We start from the raw sequence: 19168 nt of genomic DNA on the forward strand, positions 1-19168 counted from the left end.
ACCGCCATGAAATGGACTGACATCAACGATATCGCAATTGAACTGACTGACACCCACCCGGATGTGGACCCTACCAAGGTCAACTTCGTTGATCTGATGAACTGGGTCATGGCCCTGCCGGGGTTCAGCGACGATCCCAAGCACTGTGGCGAAAAGATTCTTGAGGCAATCCAGGGAGCATGGATTGACGAAGTTCAGTAGCAGCTGCCCATAACAATCCGTATGAATCTGCTTTAGAGGGGAGTGGACGCCATGCAACAACGTTTTACCGACCAGCAACTGGAGCGGATTGTCGATGAGGCGACGATTTACATGTGCGCCTGCCCAGCCCAGGTGGCCGCCTCCATCCGTGATCTTCGCGGGCTTTACCGCTATCAGCTCGATTGCCTGGAATCGCCGGACAATGAGATGCCGGTGCATCAACTGATTGCCCAATCCACCCAGCAAGCCCATGCCGAACTGGAATCCTGTCTCGACAAGGTGCTGGAGATGGAAGGCTGGGACCGGGAAACCCTGCGCATGCCGGAAGGCCTGCGCAAGAAGCGCCAGGATGCCCTGGAACAGGATTTGGGCACCCGCCTCTGAAACATTGTCGCGGCGTTGCTGCCGCTTTCCGCGGATCATGCGCCCGCGCCAGCTCCGGTGTGGAAGTCGCTTGGATCAGTCACGCATCTTCCCGACTTGATGCATGCTGCGCCAATGGATTTTTCCTCCAGTTTCAGGCAAAGAAAAAGCCGCCCTTGGGCGGCTTTTTCATGGGTAGCACAGGGTCCCGATCAGGCAGCGGCCGGGGTGCTGGGTTTGACGATGGCCAGATCGACGGCAGCCAGGGTTTGATCCGCCACTTCCTCCGGCTCGTCAGCTTCTTCCACGGTTTCACCGTTCAGCACGCGGGTCATGCGGTCCGTATTCAGGGCATTTTCCCACTTGGAGACCACCACGGTGGCCACACCGTTGCCGATCAGGTTGGTGATGGCGCGGGCTTCGGACATGAAGCGATCCACCCCCAGAAGCAGGGCCAGGCCTTCCACCGGCAGCTTGCCGCCTAGGGTGGCCAGAGTGGCTGCCAGGGTGATGAAGCCACCGCCAGTCACCGCAGCAGCACCCTTGGATGTGAGCAACAGTACGCCAAGGATGGTCAGCTGTTCGGAGAGGGTCAGGGGCACGTTCAGGGCCTGGGCGATGAAGATGGCCGCCATCGTCAGGTAGATGGAGGTGCCGTCCAGGTTGAAGGAGTAGCCGGTGGGGATGACCATGCCGACCACGGGCTTGTGGCAGCCCAGGTTTTCCAGCTTGGTCATCATGCGGGGCAGGGCGGATTCGGAGGAGGAGGTGCCCAGCACGATGAGCAGTTCTTCCTTGATGTAGGCCAGGAACTTGAGCAGGGAGAAGCCGGTGAACTTGGCGATCAGGCCCAGGATGACGAAGACGAACAGGGCACAGGTGATGTACACGTTGGCCATGAGGAAGCCCAGCTGCTTCAGGGAACCGATGCCGTACTTGCCGATAGTAAAGGCCATGGCCCCGAAGGCGCCAATCGGGGCGAAGTGCATGATCATGCCGATGACGCCGAATAGGCCGTGGGAGAACTCGTCCAGGATCTTCACCAGGGGCTGGGCCTTGGCGCCGAGACGGGAGAGGGCCAGGCCGAAAAGTACGGAGAACAGCAGCACCTGGAGGATTTCACCCTTGGCGAAGGCATCCACCACACTGTTGGGGATGATGTTCATGAGGAAATCGACGGTGCTCTGGTTGTGGGCTGCCGCGGCGTAGTTGGCGATGGCCTTGGTGTCCAGGGTCGCCGGGTCCACATTCATGCCGGCACCGGGCTGCAGGATATTGACCACGATCAGGCCGATCGCCAGGGCCACGGTGGAGACGACTTCAAAGTACACCAGGGCTTTCAGGCCGACCCGGCCCACTTCCTTCATGTCGCCCATCTTGGCGATACCGACCACCACGGTGGAGAAGATGATCGGGGCGATCATCATTTTGATCAGCTTGATGAAGGCGTCGCCCAGGGGTTTCATGGTGGCGCCGGTCTGGGGGTAGAAGGCGCCGAGGGCGACACCCAGAACGATGGCGAACAGCACCTGAACATACAGGCGCTTGTAGAAGGGTTTGTGGGACATGGAATCTCCGATCGGAAAAGGTGGCGCTGGCTGTCGAGCGCAAGTGGTCGGATTTCCCATATTTCCCACTCCGGCACGGCGGCTGCCACAATGGACGCGAATTCTTACGTACGTAATAGTCTTGGACCATTGTGGATATCCGACATCCTGCGCTGCTGAGCAATCGGCAGGAGGCGGTGAGTTGGCGCCGGTTTGGTGAGAAGAGGCTCCGTCCGTGGCGCGGGGCAGGGGATTGCAGTGGTTTGCCGCCGCCATGCTGGCAGGTGCGGCAAATGGGGTGAAAAGGTGATCCGTTTCAAGTAAACGGCGACCCGCCTGGGGTAACATGCCGCCCATATGAGAACTTTTCCCAATGACACGGAAGCCGGTACGGCCCGGAGCGGCAAGGGCAGCCCCCTGAGTTCGCCCTTTGCCAGCCTGCACTGGCCGCGTTGGACGTTGCTGATGCCCAAGCTCGCCGTCGGCCTGCTAGTGGTGTCGCTGGTTAGCCTGCTCTGGCTGTTGCATCGCAACGACGTGGAGGAACAGCGGGATACCTTGATCGCTGACATTCTCTGGATTGAACAGAGTTTCCGCTTCCATCTTGCCGGTAATGAGGAGCTGGTCAACCAGACCGGCCTGGATATGGGTACGGCCGCCGCCGAGAGAGGCAAGCAGCGGGAGCGCAGCCCGGCCCATATCTTCAAGGTGCGGGCCCAGCATATCGTCAAGAACAATCCGGAGGTGGAGCAACTGATCTGGCTGGACGCCTCCGGCAAGGTGGTGGATGCCTACCCCAACCAGGTGTCGGACCATCAGGAGGTGGATATCTTCGGCTCCCCCGTCACCCGGGATGCCTTTGATTTTGCCCACAAGCTGGGCAAGGCTACCTATACCGATCCTTACCAGGCAGCACCCCTGGGGGCCCAGATCGAGTTGTTTGTGCCCATTTACCATCAGGGGGAGTTTGCCGGTGCGCTGGTCACCGTCTATTCCCTGAAGTCCATGCTGACCCACCTGGTGCCCTGGTGGTTTGCTGAAAAGTATCAGCTACGCATCCTCGACGACAGCGGCAGCGTCCTCGCCAGCAAATCCAATATCCAGGGGGAGCCGGGGCTGTCCTATTCCCTGCCGTTCGATCCCCCGGGCCACGGCCTGATGCTTGAAGGCATTGCCTATCGGGGGGCAGGCAATCCGGCCCAGCTGGTGCTGGCCGGGGCCATCATCGTACTGGCCGGAGCAGTGTTCTGGAGCCTGTTTGCCATCCGCAGCCTGATCCGCAAGCGCCTGGCGGCTGAGCAGGCCCTGCGGGATGAACATGCCTTTCGACAGGCCATGGAGGATTCCATGATCATCGGCATGCGGGCGCGGGACATGGAAGGGCGCATCACCTACGTCAACCCTGCCTTCTGCCGCATGTGCGGCTATGCCGCTGAAGAACTGGTGGGGCGTTTGCCGCCCTTGCCCTATTGGGACCCCAATAGTCTGGATACCCACGAAGAGCAAAATGCCTTGGTACTTACCGGCCACGCACCTAACGAAGGTTTTGAGGCGGGCATCCGTCATCGGGATGGCCATACGGTGCACACCATGGTCTACGCCACTCCCCTGATCGATGCTGCCGGGCGCCAGACCGGCTGGATCAGTTCTGTAGTGGATATTTCCGAACGCAAAAAGGCCCAGGCCTTGCAGCGACAGCAGCAGGAAAAACTGGAATTGACGGCACGTCTGGTGACCATGGGGGAAATGGCCTCCACCCTGGCTCACGAACTGAACCAGCCGCTTTCTGCCATTGCCAGTTACACCACGGGCTGCCTGAATCGTCTCGAATCCGGCGCCTACTCCAGTGATGAGCTGTCCGGCGCCCTGCAGAAGCTGGCTTTGCAGGCCCAGCGGGCGGGACGCATCATCCGGCGGGTGCATGATTTTGTCCGCCGCCGAGAGCCCCAGCGGGTGATTTGCCAGCTCTATGACGTCATTGACGACAGTATTGCCTTCGTCGAACCCCTGGCCCGCAAGCAGCAGGTGCAGGTCTTGCGACTGCTGCCACCCCATTTGCCGAAACTGCTGGCCGACCCGGTGCTGTTGGGCCAGGTCATGATCAATCTGATGCGCAACGGCATCGATGCCATGGCGGCCACCCCGGTGGAGCGCCGGCAATTGATCGTCGAAGCCCAGGTGCTGGAAGGGCAGGTCGAAGTCTGCATTGCCGACCGGGGCTGCGGCATTGGGCCGGAAGTGGCGGAAAAGCTGTTTTCCCCTTTTTTTACCACCAAGACGGAAGGCATGGGCATGGGGCTCAACATATGCCGATCCGTCATAGAATTCCACGGGGGGCGCCTCTGGTTCGAGCCGGGGGCGGAAGGCGGAACCGTGTTCATCTTTACTTTGCCGCTGGATTGGGAGTGATGGCGTGAGTGCAAAAGTCCATATCATCGACGACGACGAGGCCATCCGTGATGCCTTGTCCTGGCTGCTGCAGTCCCGGGGCGTGGAAAGCACCACCTGGTCCAGCGCCAAGGGCTTCCTCGATGCCTGGGAGCAGGCCGAGGCGGATTTCCAGGGATGTTTGCTGTTGGATATCCGTATGGACGGCATGAGTGGCCTGGAGCTGTTCGACCTGCTGCAAGGGCGCGGGCTGGCCTTGCCGGTGATATTCCTGACGGGGCACGGCGATGTGCCCATGGCCGTCTCGGCCCTCAAGAAGGGCGCCTTCGACTTCGTGGAGAAGCCCTTCAACGACAACGAGCTGGTCAATCGGGTCATTGAAGCCATGGATACGGATGCGCGTAATCAGGCCAAGCAGGCCATCAACGCCTCGGTCCAGTCCCGTCTCAACACCCTGACCACCCGGGAGCGGCAGATCATGGATCTGATCCTGGAGGGAAAATTCAACAAGGTCATCGCCGATGACCTGCAGATCAGCATGCGTACGGTGGAAGTGCATCGGGCCCACCTGTTCGAGAAAATGGGAGTCCGCACTGCAGTGGAACTGGCCCAGTTGCTCAAGCCCTGATTCCCTCCCGGCGGCCTGTGCTATGATCCGCCCCCGATTCTGCTTCCCGTTGCTGTTTTCTCCTGGCCGGCGGGCAAATCGAAAGTCTGGAAGCGTGGGGGAGTGGTTTAACCCAGCTGTCTTGAAAACAGCCGGCTCGCAAGGGTCCGTGAGTTCGAATCTCACCGCTTCCGCCAGAACACCCAGAAAACGGCCCTTTCCAGGGCCGTTTTCTTTTGCTGCTTCCTTCCGTAAGGAACATGCCGCTGGCCCACTGAAAAATTCTTCCGTCTGCGCCATGCTCCTGTACTAGCAGGGCTTTCCCCTATTTCTCCAGAAGCTGTCTGAAGCAACGCCGTTTTTTCCGTACTACGTGAACTTGCCTTGCTAACTTCATGCAAGGAAATCATCAAGGATTTGAACGGCCTTATGCAGCCCACCCGGGGCTAGATGCGCGTAACGCTCGGTCTGTGTAATCGACGAGTGCCCCAAGAGATCCCGCAACTCTGACAGCGGAACCCCCTCCTGCACCAACCAGCTCGCGAAGGTATGCCGCATATCGTGAATGTGGAAATCTTCGATCCCCGCTTTTTCCAACGCCTGCCGAAACGCAAAACCCACTTGAAGAACAGGCTTGCCATTTTTTTGTAGAAACACCCACGGCGACCCCGGAACCTTCTGATCCCTGAAATGCAACCTGGAGCGCAACGCATCCAGCGCAGTACGATTTAGCGGTACGTAACGCCGCTTCCCATTCTTGGTGTGAATTCCCTCAAGCAAAATACGCTTTGCCGTGAAATCAACACGGCGCCACTCTAGGCGCAGCATTTCACCCCGCCGCATCCCTGTATTAAGGGCGAGCCTAATAAAGTCGTGGAGATGGATTGCGCGGCTTTCCCGGGCCACTGACAACAACCTGGAAGCCTCTTCTCTTGTCAGCCACCGCGTACGACCTTCGGGCATCTTGAGATAGAGCCCGGAAACGGGGTTAGAAATGTTCCAGCCCCAACGCTTGACCGCGTAGTTAATCGCGGCACTCAGAACGGATATTTCGCGGTTAATGCTTGAGTTAGACAAGCCATGCATACGGCGAAAATCAATGTAGCGGCTAATGTCTGGACGGGTGAGTGAAGATACAGGCCGATCCCCAAAGTAATCCCGCCACTTCTCACAGACCCACGCAACACGGGCAAAGCCTCTTTGCTCCCTCCTGGCCAACATCGAATAAGCCAACAAAAAGTCAGCACAGGAGCAATCCGGCGAAAGCGAATCAAACGAGAACAAGGGGGCATCCATGGACCCGAATTTAACCACCCATCATGCAGCTTTGCCCAGCAAGGTCCGCAACTGAAGAGCCTTTGTAACGAACTCTAAAATTTCGGACTCCCGGAAGTTGCGATAGTCGGCATTAGCGCGGCGCTCCATGTAAGCACAGAGGTCATCATAAATGCCACTGTCTTTCAGGCATTGAAGCGCTTTTTTTGGCGGAAAGCGGTTCCTGGCGTAAAGACTCAACAAGTTACCAACGGCAAGCATGAGATTTTTCTCATTGCCCAGGCCCGGAGTTTTCTTGACTCGCTTATAGAGCAGGTCACCAACGGGCTTGAAATAGGTAATGTCTTCCATGAGCAATTGCCACATAGGGTCAATAAAGCGATCTGAAGGGCGATCCCCCTGGACTTCGAGACGGAAGCCGGTCAGACCGTAGCGCCAAAGGCCAGTAAGGTGATTTGATACACCTTGAATGTGAGACCAAATGCCGCCCTGGAGACTTGAACCGTACTCACATTGCTGAGCAGCACCCCGGGCGAAATCCTGCAAAACGGAATGATGAAAGCGAAGCTCAATGCGCCATACGGGCTTGGTGGGGTCATAGGCGCTTTGATCAAAGGAATCACCGGCAGCTTTTGACCAGGTGCTTTGCCAAAAATCGAGTTTGTCTGTGGCCTTGGCTTGAACGTCTTTCCGATAGACCGCCATCTGCACACTAGAGGCAGAGCCAAACAAGAAGGATTGCCCCTTGTTGTAACGGAGCGCGACCTCACCCATATCCATGTAGAGCACTTTGCAAGAGTCATGGGAGATAAGGCGACGCGCACGGGTAACGAGCCGATCAGAAAAGTTTTGGGGCGGCTCCCAGCCCTGCACATCGACGCAAACATGGGGCGCGCAGCCGGAGCCAGAGGGATTGCGCAGGAAGAGCCTAGCGAGGTCATCCAGTTCGCGTTTCATGACTTCGACAGAGCGAGGAAGAAGCCAATGGGGAGAACACTCGATTTTGAGATGGGAAAAATCTTTGTCTTGTTCGGCGTAACGGGACTTGAGAAAAATGATCAGGCCGAGGTCGGAATTCTGAAGGCGGAATTGGTAACCGGAGGCACCACCCGAACCGATCATCCAGACATGACCGCCGAGTTCGACGCATTCCCCGAAGCCTTCGCCGTAAAGCCGTTCAATGACCTGGAACTGCTCCAGGATTATTTCCCCGGAATAGAGTTGCTTGACGGTATCCAGGCCGCTATGAACGACTTTTACGCCGGTCAGGTTGATCTGACCTAGCTCAGAGAGAAACAAGCGCCCCTTGGGGTCTGCAACATTCTCAACAAGGCTCTCAAGAGAGAACCGCTCCCATGTTTTCAATTTCTTATTCATATTCGCCCTTGTGGTACATAGTGGTGCAATGTGGTGTAACGGTCCTTTTTCTGCTTTTCTGTGAGACGTGCTACAGGCACGTCCTAGGGGCCGCCAGGAGGGGCGCGGGGCGCGCCTTCGTCGGCCACCGCGCCACCTCGCGGGCCAATGCCGGAGGCATCAGACAACTCAAGCATCAGGAGAACCTGGGACCGTGACACCGACTGGGAAGAACCCCGGAGCCAGGAAGGAAGGAATGCAAGCCCTGTAGTGCTACTAGACTCTTCCGTTGAATCCATACCCCCAATGACAATCAACTCGCCGGGCTGGGCGCTTACAACGGTTTCAGCGCCACGCTTACGAAGAGTGGGACTATCAATCTGGCTTGTAGTGGTTTGAGAAAAGCTGCTAATTTCGTGGCCGATCTTCAGCGTGATCGCATCCCGATAGATACGGGGCTCTAAAGAGAGAATGACGCCAGAGGGTTTGTATTCCACCGCCTGAAGAGAATTCCCGTTGCGGTCCTGGGTAACCTGACCCCGAACCGGGACTTCCTGACCCACCGTAAGCCGGGCCTTTTCCCCATCAAGCACTCGCAACGACGGTTCAGCGACATACTTAAAACGGCTATCACCATCAACGGCGGAAAGAACGGCAGAGAGACTGGCGCCCGAGAAGGTCATGGTGTTAGCGGCGACCTTACCCGCTGCATAGGACAGCCCTAACTTGCCGCGCAGTAAATCAAAGACCGCAGAGACAGAGCGGGAAGACTCAGAACCGAGGGAATACTCCAGAACAGCCGCACGGACATTAACGCTAGCCTGGGGGCGGTCAATATCCTGCAACAGCTTCAGGAGCTTGGCATTGCGTTCTGCACTGATCCTATAGATCAACACATCAGCTTTAGCCTGATTTGGCTGTACTGGGGCAGGTGAAGTGACACCAGGAGCCATGGCATTGGAAGACGAAACAACATGGCCGCCGAACAGCCTGACGACCTGAGCAAGAAACTCAGGAGAACGATTGCGCGGGAAGTAGCTGTAGACCTCACCATCCGCGGCAAGATCGGGCTTAGAAAACATTCCTGCAAGCATGGGCTGGGATTGCGTGAGGGTCTCCTGATGACCTACCGAATCAACTGCAACAGGGGAGGGCGTACCACGCTCGACATAGAGAATCCCGCCTCGATCCTCAATGCGAATGCCGACACTTGCCAGGGTGCTACGCAGAACACTCAAGACCTGATCTGACGGGACATTACGAATGCTCATAGTGAGCGGCGTAGTAATGGACTGCACTTCAGAGGTCATGACGTAATCACGATTAAGTACACCTTTAATCACCGCTTCAGCCAGTGCCGGAGGCGTGATTGACTTGAAGTTCATGCCCAGGTCAGCCCAGGCCGGAGCCGCCAGAATTACGGCTATCAATGCGAATCGACGGAATACCATTTATCCCCCACGCGAACACGAGCGCCCAAATCATCTTTAAGGGATTGATCTGGAATCACCATACGACCATCGGAAAGCTGGACACGGAGAGTGGCACCGTCATACATCCAGCCCGTTGCCTTTACTGAGGTATCCAGCTTTTCCAGCCCCACTTTAGGACGCTCTTTACCCCACACAATCCAGGCACCGTAACCACCTGCCGGGAATCCAAGCGCAATGCCGATAATCACCCCGGCATAGACCAACTGTTTCGACATGGCCCACCACCCTAAATAGCGCCCCTTGATGTGATAAGGGCTAAGCACCGTATGAAGCCCACACGCCTTGGGATGCGAACGTTCTAGAAATATTTGTTGCGTGTCATACGCGTTATAGAAGTCACGCCCTCGATACCAGCGACGCTCGATAAACAGCGCATCCCGTTCCATCCCATGCCGAACAATGCCGACATGCAATTTTGGAAACCGGATATTGATACCGAAGGTTTTGAAGAAGGGCGTAACGAACGGAATAGGCCATTTATCCGTACGCTTTACAGCGATGTGATACTCAGCCTGGGTGCTGCGAACTTGCTTATCCAGCTGTTCCTGCCCCTGTGAGATGTAATAGACATCCCACCCCAACTTACGGGAATGAATCAACCAATCCAGAAGGGGCTGGCGCTCTTTGTCGCCCCAGGAGCGGCTATTGAAGATGGCGGAGCATTCATCAAGGACGAGGACACCATTGTCATCTTCATTAACGCCATCCTGGCCCCGGCCTATGGCGTGCATGTCATCAACCGTGGGCCGATCAGGAACGCGGAAAATCGTGGTGCGATTGCCAGGGGACAGCAGGTGATCCAGGTAAATATCCATATTTGTCGCCACCCGCTTTCCTTGGGCTATGGCATCCCGAATGACCCCCACACAGAACAGCCCTTTGCCATTCCCCTTTTTTCCTGTGACAAGGTAATCAGCCATGGTCAGGTGATGTAGCTGGCCAACTTAAGGTTTTCCATCTGGTAACGGTAAATCCAGACAGCAAGACGGACGCCGGAATAGGCACCGAGACACGCGGGAAGATTAGGCGGGACTACCTGGGCAAATCCTTGGGCGGCCCATGCGGGAAGCACAGCGACGATCCCGACGACTAGCAGTTTGGATGCTGCAATAAATGCCGCTGTAATCGCCAAGAACGCACCCATGGCAGCAACGGCGTAAATGGTTTTTTTGGCAAGCGAAATGCCGAGGTAACTTGCAAACCAAGTAACAACCGCCGCCAAAAAGTTTCCAAGCCAGATCATTACCGCTCCCCTCCGCCGAGACTTCCAGTTACGGCATGAAACATGGCATACAGCGTGATGATGTAAAGGACATAGGCGAACAGATCCCGAACCATTCCCATACGGTCACACCAGCCCGACCAATCAATAAAGAACTGACCAGTACCCAACCGGGGAGCTACGCAGTCATACGAAGGGAATTCAGGCAGGAAGGCCCAAGACAACAAGCCGTTCTGGTCACCTATCTTGGCAATCTCACCAAACATTCCCTCGCGGTCAGAAAATCCCTTATTGATGGCCGTGTTATCAACACCACCCCACGGCAGGAATGGGGGCTCGAATGTGACGGAGCAGGGAACACCAGCACTTCCGCAAGCAATAGGGCCACCAGTAGTGCCGGTGGTGGTCCCACCAGTACCATTGGTAGGACATGCAGGCTGGCCTGCACCACCGCAAGTTGTATTGGTAGGACACGCGGGTTGGCCTGTGCCGCCGCAAGTGGGATTAGTAGTACATGCGGGCTGGCCTGCACCACCGCAAGTGCCAGTGCCAGAACCTGGATTAGTGGGGTTTGGGGTGCAGGTGATAGTCGTCACGCCGTTTAGCGTGATGCTGCCTTGTGTATAGCCTGCGTCGCAGGTTTTGCCATCGGTAGAACCTGGGACACCAGGGCCACCGCTAGACGGAGTTTCAGGGTTTTCGGTACCGCAGGTGTTGCCGGTGTAGTGCGCGTCAAAATACGTGCAGTTATCAAGCGAAGAATCAGAGTTAGACGGAATGACACAGAAGCCGCCGGAATACTGAAATTCCCATCCACCAATACACGAAAGACCGCCGCCCCAACGCTTAGTAACGACAGTCTCTCCAGGAAGGGGAGTTGCCTGGGAAGGGTCGCGGAATGACGGCTGACCTGGGGGGGCATCAGGTGTAGTGCCAGGAACAGGAGTACCCGGAGCGGGGGCAGAATCAGCAACACAGCTGCCGCTGGAATCCTTGGATTCACGAAGGGGGCATTCTGGAACGCAGGTGTTAGTAGCGGAATCAAGTTTTTGACCAGCCTTGCAAGTGGGGGGTGGGGGCTTGCAAACGCCGGTTTTAGCATCAGGGGCCTGACCCTGTGGGCAAGTGACGTTAGAAACAAAAATAAACGCGCAAGCGATATTGCCGCTCGACTGACTGCCGGAGGCTGAAACATACGACGTATAGCCGTAATAGCCGCGAGAATTCCAATCGGCTTCTTTCCAATTAACGGACTGGAAAAACTTCGGAATGTAGGCGGCTTTACAGTGTTGCTGAAAAAAGCTGGATGGCGGAGAAGTCTCCCCATACACATCATAGTCAGTCGCTTGTTCACGCCACTTAGTGAACGTACCGGCCTGCGCCTGGGCAGCAACAATTGCCAGAACTACTGAAAAGAACAAGCGCCAAATCATTTCAGCCCCGAGATAACGACAGCTAAACAAAAGCCCCACCGAAGCGGGGCACCCACATCAGGGTTAGATGGCGCGGGAGGCACCCCTTTTCACCAGACGCATGAGGGTGAAGCCGCCGACGGAAAGGCCCAAGGCAACCCAGGCCAGGGCCTGCACATCGGTAACGCCGGAGGTGATCTTGCTGAAAGCGGCTTCCGCTTCCGGCGGCAGAGCGGCATGGGCTTGAGCAGCAAAGCCGGTCACGGTCACCACGCCAGCCTTGATGGCGGCACCAGCGCGGGAACGGTTGAATTGATCCAGACGAGCTTGCATGTACTTTTTCATGATTTCTCTCCTGTAGAGATTTAAGGGAAGCGGGCAATGTCGCCCGGTATGGGTCAGCCCCATACCGGGGGGCACTACGAAACCTGACCTACCGCTTTTTTGAACGTCGCCATGTAAAAACCTGCGGCAAAGCCAACGGCATAGGCCCCGGCGAGATATCCAACGAATTCGATAAGGTCCGCAGAAGTCACGCCAACCCCTTTCCATGGGAGAACCCCATGGCCAGTGCAAAGAACACAGCGACGACGAACACGACGAATGACAAGGGGTAATCCGCCCAGGTCTGGGTGCAGGGCTGAAGCTGGACGACCTGGGCCGTCATGGAACCGCCACCGGCATAGGGAGAGGTCTGGACGGAGTAAGAGAGGAGACCGGAGGCAGAGACCGTGGGGGCGCCCGACAGAGAGGCCATGCCGGTGGAATCGACGCGGGGGAAGGACGACGTTACCGCCGTTGTCACATCTTCCGGGGTGGCGTAGCACCGGCCATTGAAGCTATAGGCCATGGGGCACCTCCTGAATTCGAGAGGTACGAAGAACCGAGCGGGGCGCGGCTCCGCAGCCGCTTTGATGCGATACGGCGGGCCGCTTTGCGGCTCTGCGGTTATCGACGGGCAGAGCGCGTAGGCGCGTCACGTCCGCGCCTACTAGCAACGACCGGATCAAGGCCCGCAAAGGACGCGGCCCTTGCCCCAGTAAAGCGCGCAGGAACAAGAAGCCGTTCCCGCCCGCCAACTGGGCGCCTGTGGCGTCCGGTTGAAGTCGCTTACCCTGGCACCCCGTAAAGTGGGCTTTCGCGGCATAAACGGTTGCCCCCAACGATGAAGCCGTTGGGCCCCCCCATTTATTCCACGGTCCCACTTGACTGGGCCCCACCAGGGCAAGCGGCACCGCCCGTTGGGCGACTTCAGAGAAGGAAGCGCAGCCGCTTTCCGTCACCTCTACCTGGGAGCCCCAAAAATGAACAAGCAAAACACCTGCGGACACGAAACCGCCCGTTCCTATCGCAATGGCCGTGTCCGCTGTCTTGGATGCGGGAAGCGTATGACGATGGCTCAATGGAATGCCGTCATCGACACGGCAGAGAAGGAGCAGGAAGCCGCGCGCGTAGCCGCTGAGAAGGCCCCGAAGACCATCGGCCAGCGAATCCGCGCCGCGCTGGGCTTGACTGTTTAATTCGACCTGGGAGCAACTACCATGTTTTCCCGCGCATACCAGAAAACCGCTGAGTTCCTGGCCCGTCAGATGAAAATTGACTTTGCGAAAGCCAAGGCCGCTCCGGCGGTTTTGGCCCGCCACATGATGAAAGCCGCCGCGCAACTCATTGACCGCAGCCACAACCGCAAGCGGAAGGGGCGGCCTGCACAGTACGCGGCGCGGCAGGCCGCCCAGGCGCTGTATAGCTTTTTCGGATACCAGGAAGGCCGGGCGATGCTTGCGGCCTTCCGCGATGAACTGGAAGCACTGGCCGGGAAGGCTCAGCGCCGTTTTGTGTAATTCTCGACGGCTCATCGGTGAGCCTCAAGATATTGGGCGGGGTTATAACCGACTGCCCGGCCTGCGTTCGCCACCGGGGCAACTACCAACCAGTACAAAACGACAGTCAAAAGCAACACTAGGCCGAATGATCGAAGCATGGTCAGTCCGTAGCACAGAGAGCCAGCACAACAAACGCAACAAGGAAAACCACACCAAAGAACACCGCCCAACGGTGTTTAGTGAAGTAGCGAACAACAAACCAGTGCAGCGCAATCAGCGCACCACTGATAAACACGCCAAAGAACGCTGACCAACTGATAATGCGCAGGTCCATGGTGCGGTTCTCCCGAAAAACCGTGAATTAGGCGGCCTTGGGCTGAGCGGCAGGCTTGACGGGCTGGACGGAAACAATCTTGGTGCCGGCCTTACCCTTGGAAGCACGACCAAATTCCAAATCGCACTTGAATTCCATGGGGAAGCCGTAGCCGCGCATCGACTCGAAAAGCGCGAAGTCGCAGGAGAATTCGATAATCTCGCGGCCAATGACGTTGAGGTTATGAGGGTCCGCAACCTGAGAGGCGAACACCTTGACGCCCTGGATACCATCGAAGTCAAAACGGGAAGCGCCCTCGATATTGAGAACGGCTTGAGCGGTCATACGTTGCATGGTGAATCCTTTCAAATGCACCCCGTCAGTTCCGCCAGTCCGGGTGGGGTGTTGGCCCGGGAGCGGTTAATTTACGAACTAGCCGACTACAAGCACGGCACAAAAAATCAAAAAAACGACCAACAAACCAAGAGCAATTCCAACCTGGACGCCCTCATAAAAATCCAAGTCAAACTTGGAAATCGCGGACAATGAAAATTGACGAACTGCTAACCACCGCGACTTATGAACAACACTGATCACGCGACAAAAGCCATGGGAATGCTCAATGACGCCGTCTTGTTTTTGTTTTTGCTTATGGCCGCCACCCTGATCATTCAAATAGCCGCCAAACAACTGCTCATGCGGATACTCCAAAACAGGGGGCAAGCACGACTTATCAGCCGAATCATTGGGGTCATTACTTACGCTGGCTTGGCAATCGTCTTTGGCCCAAGAATGTTCGGAGCCTGACAAATCAAAATCACTTTCCTGAGTCATAGCGGTAATACCTTAGGCACTTAGGGAGGTGTCGCCGGAACCTTGAGAGACGCCGAAGGGCGGTACGGCGGGGACTTTTGGCGAACCCGGCGACACCTGCCTAAATGCCTTATTCGGTTTCAACCTCCAGGCAGGTTTGAGCCAACTTCGCCAGATTGACGAAGCGGTGTTTGCCGAGCTTGAGAGTAGGGAAGTGCCCCTTGTCACAAAGACCGCGTACTACGTCTTCATCCAGTCCGACAGAACGGGCGAATGCTTGCCAGTGCATGAGAGGAACGGCGGGCAGCAGGTGAACGACGGGGGGCATTAGTGAATCCTCACCGTGTCCAAGACCTGGACATGACGCAGTTCAACGAGGCCGACCCAAAGACGGCCGCGACCATCGGAGAGATAGGCGTAATTAGTGCGACGGACGGGGGATTTGCCGGAACCGTGGCGGGCGGCATGGACGAGGCTTAAGGCGGGTATTGCGGCGACGATCATTTTTATTCGCTCCCTTGTTTGGCCTGGAGTGCTGCACTTCTGATCCGATTTGGATAAGCGACGATCATTGACTAAACTCTTGACATGTTACGTGTGTAACTATTTGACGCCAGCATAGTTACGGCCGTAACAGTTGTCAAGAGTTTAAACAGAAAATATAGTCAGCCCCGAAGGACAACCGCAGGAGGGCACGAAATGAATACGAGCGAATACTTAGATGCAGCGCAAAAGGCGCTTCAAGTGAAATCCGACAATGCCTTAGCAAACACGCTGGGCCTTAATCGGACGGCAATTAGCCACTACAGAACGGGACGCAACGCCTTCGACAATCGAACCGCTTTCATCATTGCAAATGCGCTGGGCATTGATCCGCTTGAAGTAATTCGAGACATGGAAATCCAACGGGCAAAGGACGAAAAGACCCGCTCTTTCTGGATGAACATGAAGCCCCTAATCCAGCATGGAATTCATGCGAGTGTCCTGGCAGCAACAGGCATAGCAATCGTCATTTCTAAAGCTGTGAATGAGCTTGCCTTGCTAACTTCATGATGTTATTTTAATTATTCCAAATTCCGACGCTCAGGGTGGCGCCGTGGCCAAAATCAAACATACCAATATGAAAATCCGTGCCTCGCTCCTGGCAACCGCACTTGCGTGTATGCCCTTTGCGGCGGATGCGGCAGGGTTGGGGAAAATTACCGTCTATTCCGGTCTGGGGCAGCCGCTCCGGGCTGAGGTGGAAATTTCGGCCACCAAGGCGGAGGTGGCCGGCATGACCGCCCGTCTGGCCTCCCAGGATGCGTTCAACCAGGCCGGTATCGAATACGCCAGCACCCTTCTGGGCATCCGCTTTTCCCTTGAACATAAGGGAACCCAGCCGATCATCCGCCTCTCTTCTGATCGCCCGATTAACGATCCCTTCGTGGATATGTTGCTGGAACTGAGTTGGCCTGCCGGTCGGCTGGTACGCGAATACACTTTCCTGCTTGATCCTCCGGAACTGGCTCCCAAGGGGGCGGCTGTCGTTTCTCCGGTTGAATTGCGCCAGCCCAAGTCCCAGGAAACCCGCCCTCTGGCACCGATACCTGTCGAGGAAAAGCCAGCGGCCCGGGTTGTTGAGGAAAAGCCTGTCAAGGCGGCCGGCAAACCCAAGGTTGCCGCAGAAGAGCGCAAGCCGGTCGAAGCTCCGGCACCCAAACCTGAGGAAAAGGCTGAGAAGGCCGAGAAGGCAGAAAAAGCTCCTGCCACTGCCGTGGGCAGCGTTGAGGTCAAGCGTGGCGACACCCTGCGCAAGATCGCCAATGAAACTGCCCCTGAGGGTGTTTCCCTGGAGCAGATGCTGGTTGGCCTGTATCGGGCTAACAAGGATGCTTTTGACGGCAACATGAACCGCCTCAAGGCCGGCAAGATTCTTTCCGTGCCTGACAAGGATTCCGTTGCTGCCGTGTCTCCGGGCGAGGCCCGCAAGATCGTCTTTGCCCAGTCATCCGACTGGAACAATTACCGCCGCAAGCTGGCCGGTGCCGTTGCCCAGGAGCCAGTGCGGGAGGAGGGCGGTAGCCAGACTGCCGCCGGGCGAGTCACCGCCAAGGTGGACGACAAGGCTGCCCCTGCCGCCGCAGCCAAGGATCAGGTCAAAGTTGGCCGTACCGAGGCAGCCGGCAGTGCAGGCAAGGCCGGTGCAGGCAAGGCCAGCGAAGAAGACCTGATTGCCAAGGACAAGGCACTGCGGGAAGCCAGCCAGCGCATGGCTTCCCTGGAAAAGAACGTTTCCGAATTGCAGAAGCTTCTGGAGTTGAAGAACCAGAATCTGGCGGAATTGCAGAAGCAGGCGGCCAAACCGGCTGTTCCGGCCACTCCGGCTGTACCCGCTCCAGCACCGACGGCCCCGGTTGCCAAGGCCCCCGAGGCGGCACCTGTGCCGCCCAAGGTTGAGCCGAAGCCCGAAGTGAAGCCTGAGCCGGCCCCCCAGGAAACCAAGCCGGAAGCCAAGCCCGAAGAGCCGAAGGCAGACACTGCCGCAGCGCCGGTGGAAGTTGCCAAGGCGGAGGAAAAGCCAGCCGAGGCTCCGGTATCGGAAGAAAAGCCCAAGCCCAAGGTTGTGGTACCGCCGCCGCCGCCCCCACCCGTGGAGGAGCCGAGCCTGGTGGATGACCTGCTGGAAAATCTGCCCCTGCTGGGTGCTGCTCTGGCAGCCGTTGCCGGTCTGGGCGGCCTTGCCGTGGTGCGCCGCCGCCGTCAGGCCAAGGGCGCTAGCGAAGAGACCCTGCCGCCGGTCAATAGCCTTACCCAGCCCAGTCTTGGCGCCAACTCCGTGTTCAAGAGCACGGGCGGGCAGAGCGTCGATACCTCCAATACGCCGGCAACCGATTTCAGCCAGGCCGGGCCGGGCACCATCGATACCGATGAAGTCGATCCGGTGGCCGAAGCCGATGTCTACATGGCCTACGGTCGGGATGCCCAAGCCGAGGAAATCCTCCTCGAAGCCATGCAGAAGGATCCCAAGCGCTTTGCCATTCACGCCAAGCTGCTGGAGATTTATTCCAACCGCAAGGCCGTGCAGCAATTCGAAACCCTGGCAAGCGAGCTTTACGCCCAGACGGGTGGTGTTGGTGCCGAATGGGAAAAGGCTGCCGCCATGGGTAGCAAGCTGGATCCGGCCAATCCGCTGTATGGCGGTAACCCGGTTCCCGTAGCCGCCGCTGCTGCCGCAGCCGATTTCGATCCTGATGCCACCATGATCGTCGGCAGCAGTGCCCTCAAGGATACGGTGACCTTGCCTGGTACCCTGTCCCAGCTGGCGGAGGCTGCAGCCGAACCCGACGCTGCTCCGTTGGCCGAGCCTGCCCCCGCCGCTAGCGACGAAGCCTTGCTGGGTCTTGATTTCGATCTGGGCATGGGGGCACCTGCTGCAGAGCCGGCAATGGACGAAACGGTCAAGCTCGAAGAGCCTCCCCTGTCCGGCGCTCTGGATTTTGATCTCGACCTTGGTGCCGGTGATGCATCTTCTGCCACGCTGGAGTCAACGCCTGAGGTTCTGGACTTCCAGCTGCCCGAAGTACCGGAGCCGGTCCCCGCCATGGAAGAAACGGTGGTTGGCCTGCCGGCTGGCGATGTGGATTTCGATCTGGATCTGGAGGCAGCGGCGCCGGTGGCAGAGGCAGCCCCTGAACCGGTGTCTTTCGACCTGGATATGCCCCTGGACGTGGAAGAGTCTGCCGCTCCGCTGGAAGCCACGCCCAATAATTTCGACCTGTCCGGTATCAGCCTGGATCTCGACAGTGGTGCCGAGGCAGGGGCTCCCGCTCTGGATGTGCCGGCTGCCGAAGAAACCATCGAGCTGACGGAATTGCCGGCGGACGAGTTGAGCATGACCGACATGGCCGCTGCCGAAACGGTGGTCATGCCCGAGCTGGCTGCTGCCGAAGCGTTTGAAGCCGATAGCGCTTTCGATTCTGCCGAGACCGTGGTCAATCCCGAGTTGGGCGCTCAGCTTGAGGCTGAGCTGGCGGCTCCTGCGGGTGATGAAAGCGACGATGCCCTGCAGGAAGTTGCCACCAAGCTCGATCTGGCCAAGGCCTATCAGGAAATGGGTGATCTGGAAGGTGCCCGGGAGCTGCTGCAGGAAGTCCTCGGTGAGGGCAGCGCTGAGCAGCAGGACAAGGCCCGCGCCATCCTGGAGCAAATCGCCAGCTGATTCTGGCTGTCCCGGCTTTACCACCGGGTATCACACTTGCCGCAGACCGGTTCGCCCGGCTGCGGCATTTTGTTTTCCTCCCCCTGTCCTTGCCGTTTGGCCCACATCCCTTGCCTATTGGCTGCGCGGAGCCCCTCCAGCCGCGTAAAATGCC

General features: G+C 57.6%; 21 protein-coding genes and 1 tRNA gene. 9 read left to right on the top strand and 13 right to left on the bottom strand.

Annotated elements, in window-relative coordinates; all coding sequences use genetic code 11:
* The first annotated feature begins 6 nt into the window (after positions 1–6).
* Positions 7–201 carry a Fe-S cluster assembly protein IscX gene (gene iscX / locus AZSI13_RS03810; RefSeq protein ID WP_109039845.1) on the top strand — a complete coding sequence of 65 codons (195 nt, stop codon included), beginning with the start codon at positions 7–9 and terminating at the stop codon, positions 199–201.
* Positions 202–252: 51 nt separating this feature from the next.
* Entirely contained in the window at positions 253–585 is a 333-nt protein-coding gene (locus tag AZSI13_RS03815) for a hypothetical protein (protein WP_109039846.1), read from the top strand.
* Between the two features lie 191 nt (positions 586–776).
* Here the strand turns inward: AZSI13_RS03815 and AZSI13_RS03820 are convergent, their stop codons facing one another.
* The gene (locus tag AZSI13_RS03820) at positions 777–2132 is read right to left on the bottom strand and encodes a dicarboxylate/amino acid:cation symporter (RefSeq protein ID WP_109039847.1); all 1356 of its coding nucleotides are present in this window, start codon (positions 2130–2132) and stop codon (positions 777–779) included.
* A gap of 444 nt (positions 2133–2576) precedes the next feature.
* On the opposite strand from AZSI13_RS03820, the gene AZSI13_RS03825 reads away from it, so the two are divergent.
* The 3 genes from AZSI13_RS03825 to AZSI13_RS03835 all read left to right on the top strand — a co-directional run bounded on the left by AZSI13_RS03825 (position 2577) and on the right by AZSI13_RS03835 (position 5303).
* The gene (locus tag AZSI13_RS03825; RefSeq protein ID WP_235609648.1) at positions 2577–4520 is read left to right on the top strand and encodes an ATP-binding protein; all 1944 of its coding nucleotides are present in this window, start codon (positions 2577–2579) and stop codon (positions 4518–4520) included.
* 4 nt (positions 4521–4524) lie between these two features.
* On the top strand, positions 4525–5127 hold the full coding sequence (locus AZSI13_RS03830) for a response regulator transcription factor (protein WP_109039849.1): 603 nt from the start codon (positions 4525–4527) through the stop codon (positions 5125–5127).
* 88 nt (positions 5128–5215) lie between these two features.
* Positions 5216–5303 (top strand) — tRNA-Ser (locus AZSI13_RS03835).
* A 196-nt stretch (positions 5304–5499) separates the two neighbouring features.
* On the opposite strand, the gene AZSI13_RS03840 is transcribed toward AZSI13_RS03835, so the two are convergent.
* The 8 genes from AZSI13_RS03840 to AZSI13_RS03880 form a co-directional block, all read right to left on the bottom strand.
* Complete coding sequence (locus AZSI13_RS03840; protein WP_109039850.1) at positions 5500–6402, bottom strand: site-specific integrase; 903 nt, start codon at positions 6400–6402, stop codon at positions 5500–5502.
* Between the two features lie 21 nt (positions 6403–6423).
* Positions 6424–7758, bottom strand: coding sequence for a hypothetical protein (locus AZSI13_RS17180; protein WP_133247252.1), 1335 nt, complete (start codon positions 7756–7758; stop codon positions 6424–6426).
* An 83-nt stretch (positions 7759–7841) separates the two neighbouring features.
* A complete protein-coding gene (locus AZSI13_RS03855) occupies positions 7842–9188 on the bottom strand; it encodes a type II secretion system protein GspD (protein ID WP_109039853.1) in 1347 nt (448 codons plus the stop codon).
* Entirely contained in the window at positions 9164–10150 is a 987-nt protein-coding gene (locus tag AZSI13_RS03860; RefSeq protein ID WP_109039854.1) for a zonular occludens toxin domain-containing protein, read from the bottom strand. Before AZSI13_RS03860 ends, AZSI13_RS03855 begins: the two co-directional genes overlap by 25 nt.
* Positions 10151–10152: 2 nt before the next feature.
* Positions 10153–10473 carry a DUF5455 family protein gene (locus AZSI13_RS03865; RefSeq protein ID WP_109039855.1) on the bottom strand — a complete coding sequence of 107 codons (321 nt, stop codon included), beginning with the start codon at positions 10471–10473 and terminating at the stop codon, positions 10153–10155.
* A complete protein-coding gene (locus tag AZSI13_RS17185; RefSeq protein WP_133247253.1) occupies positions 10473–11885 on the bottom strand; it encodes a hypothetical protein in 1413 nt (470 codons plus the stop codon). Before AZSI13_RS17185 ends, AZSI13_RS03865 begins: the two co-directional genes overlap by 1 nt.
* Positions 11886–11948: 63 nt before the next feature.
* Positions 11949–12209, bottom strand: coding sequence for a major coat protein (locus AZSI13_RS03875; RefSeq protein WP_109039857.1), 261 nt, complete (start codon positions 12207–12209; stop codon positions 11949–11951).
* Between the two features lie 187 nt (positions 12210–12396).
* Positions 12397–12714: a hypothetical protein gene (locus tag AZSI13_RS03880; RefSeq protein WP_109039858.1), complete on the bottom strand. Its 318-nt coding sequence runs from the start codon at positions 12712–12714 to the stop codon at positions 12397–12399.
* 454 nt (positions 12715–13168) lie between these two features.
* On the opposite strand from AZSI13_RS03880, the gene AZSI13_RS17190 reads away from it, so the two are divergent.
* On the top strand, positions 13169–13384 hold the full coding sequence (locus AZSI13_RS17190; protein WP_133247254.1) for a hypothetical protein: 216 nt from the start codon (positions 13169–13171) through the stop codon (positions 13382–13384).
* Positions 13385–13405: 21 nt separating this feature from the next.
* A complete protein-coding gene (locus AZSI13_RS03885; RefSeq protein WP_109039859.1) occupies positions 13406–13705 on the top strand; it encodes a hypothetical protein in 300 nt (99 codons plus the stop codon).
* Between the two features lie 142 nt (positions 13706–13847).
* Here the strand turns inward: AZSI13_RS03885 and AZSI13_RS17435 are convergent, their stop codons facing one another.
* The 4 genes from AZSI13_RS17435 to AZSI13_RS17200 all read right to left on the bottom strand — a co-directional run bounded on the left by AZSI13_RS17435 (position 13848) and on the right by AZSI13_RS17200 (position 15141).
* A complete protein-coding gene (locus AZSI13_RS17435) occupies positions 13848–14021 on the bottom strand; it encodes a hypothetical protein (protein WP_165833291.1) in 174 nt (57 codons plus the stop codon).
* 27 nt (positions 14022–14048) lie between these two features.
* Complete coding sequence (locus AZSI13_RS03890; RefSeq protein WP_109039860.1) at positions 14049–14354, bottom strand: hypothetical protein; 306 nt, start codon at positions 14352–14354, stop codon at positions 14049–14051.
* A gap of 78 nt (positions 14355–14432) precedes the next feature.
* Positions 14433–14834: a hypothetical protein gene (locus AZSI13_RS17195; RefSeq protein WP_133247255.1), complete on the bottom strand. Its 402-nt coding sequence runs from the start codon at positions 14832–14834 to the stop codon at positions 14433–14435.
* Positions 14835–14943: 109 nt separating this feature from the next.
* Positions 14944–15141 (bottom strand): hypothetical protein, encoded by a 198-nt coding sequence (locus AZSI13_RS17200; RefSeq protein WP_133247256.1) that lies wholly within the window; start codon positions 15139–15141, stop codon positions 14944–14946.
* A gap of 371 nt (positions 15142–15512) precedes the next feature.
* Here AZSI13_RS17200 and AZSI13_RS03900 point away from each other — a divergent pair, with 371 nt between their 5' ends.
* Both AZSI13_RS03900 and AZSI13_RS03905 read left to right on the top strand, forming a co-directional pair.
* Positions 15513–15866, top strand: a complete 354-nt coding sequence (locus tag AZSI13_RS03900; protein WP_109039862.1) for a helix-turn-helix domain-containing protein — start codon at positions 15513–15515, stop codon at positions 15864–15866.
* Positions 15867–15975: 109 nt separating this feature from the next.
* Entirely contained in the window at positions 15976–19014 is a 3039-nt protein-coding gene (locus AZSI13_RS03905; protein ID WP_201262296.1) for a FimV/HubP family polar landmark protein, read from the top strand.
* Positions 19015–19168 lie beyond the last annotated feature (154 nt).

The organism is Azospira sp. I13 (assembly GCF_003112695.1).
Taxonomy (GTDB): Bacteria; Pseudomonadota; Gammaproteobacteria; order Burkholderiales; family Rhodocyclaceae; genus Azospira.

Excerpts from the sequence above, each read along its gene's own strand:
- iscX (WP_109039845.1), top strand. The coding sequence starts at position 7 with ATGAAATGGACTGACATCAACGATATCGCAATTGAACTGACTGACACC.
- AZSI13_RS03815 (WP_109039846.1), top strand. The coding sequence starts at position 253 with ATGCAACAACGTTTTACCGACCAGCAACTGGAGCGGATTGTCGATGAG.
- AZSI13_RS03820 (WP_109039847.1), bottom strand. The coding sequence starts at position 2,132 with ATGTCCCACAAACCCTTCTACAAGCGCCTGTATGTTCAGGTGCTGTTC.
- AZSI13_RS03825 (WP_235609648.1), top strand. The coding sequence starts at position 2,577 with ATGCCCAAGCTCGCCGTCGGCCTGCTAGTGGTGTCGCTGGTTAGCCTG.
- AZSI13_RS03840 (WP_109039850.1), bottom strand. The coding sequence starts at position 6,402 with ATGGATGCCCCCTTGTTCTCGTTTGATTCGCTTTCGCCGGATTGCTCC.
- AZSI13_RS17180 (WP_133247252.1), bottom strand. The coding sequence starts at position 7,758 with ATGAATAAGAAATTGAAAACATGGGAGCGGTTCTCTCTTGAGAGCCTT.
- AZSI13_RS03855 (WP_109039853.1), bottom strand. The coding sequence starts at position 9,188 with ATGGTATTCCGTCGATTCGCATTGATAGCCGTAATTCTGGCGGCTCCG.
- AZSI13_RS03860 (WP_109039854.1), bottom strand. The coding sequence starts at position 10,150 with ATGGCTGATTACCTTGTCACAGGAAAAAAGGGGAATGGCAAAGGGCTG.
- AZSI13_RS03865 (WP_109039855.1), bottom strand. The coding sequence starts at position 10,473 with ATGATCTGGCTTGGAAACTTTTTGGCGGCGGTTGTTACTTGGTTTGCA.
- AZSI13_RS17185 (WP_133247253.1), bottom strand. The coding sequence starts at position 11,885 with ATGATTTGGCGCTTGTTCTTTTCAGTAGTTCTGGCAATTGTTGCTGCC.
- AZSI13_RS03875 (WP_109039857.1), bottom strand. The coding sequence starts at position 12,209 with ATGAAAAAGTACATGCAAGCTCGTCTGGATCAATTCAACCGTTCCCGC.
- AZSI13_RS03880 (WP_109039858.1), bottom strand. The coding sequence starts at position 12,714 with ATGGCCTATAGCTTCAATGGCCGGTGCTACGCCACCCCGGAAGATGTG.
- AZSI13_RS17190 (WP_133247254.1), top strand. The coding sequence starts at position 13,169 with ATGAACAAGCAAAACACCTGCGGACACGAAACCGCCCGTTCCTATCGC.
- AZSI13_RS03885 (WP_109039859.1), top strand. The coding sequence starts at position 13,406 with ATGTTTTCCCGCGCATACCAGAAAACCGCTGAGTTCCTGGCCCGTCAG.
- AZSI13_RS17435 (WP_165833291.1), bottom strand. The coding sequence starts at position 14,021 with ATGGACCTGCGCATTATCAGTTGGTCAGCGTTCTTTGGCGTGTTTATC.
- AZSI13_RS03890 (WP_109039860.1), bottom strand. The coding sequence starts at position 14,354 with ATGCAACGTATGACCGCTCAAGCCGTTCTCAATATCGAGGGCGCTTCC.
- AZSI13_RS17195 (WP_133247255.1), bottom strand. The coding sequence starts at position 14,834 with ATGACTCAGGAAAGTGATTTTGATTTGTCAGGCTCCGAACATTCTTGG.
- AZSI13_RS17200 (WP_133247256.1), bottom strand. The coding sequence starts at position 15,141 with ATGCCCCCCGTCGTTCACCTGCTGCCCGCCGTTCCTCTCATGCACTGG.
- AZSI13_RS03900 (WP_109039862.1), top strand. The coding sequence starts at position 15,513 with ATGAATACGAGCGAATACTTAGATGCAGCGCAAAAGGCGCTTCAAGTG.
- AZSI13_RS03905 (WP_201262296.1), top strand. The coding sequence starts at position 15,976 with ATGCCCTTTGCGGCGGATGCGGCAGGGTTGGGGAAAATTACCGTCTAT.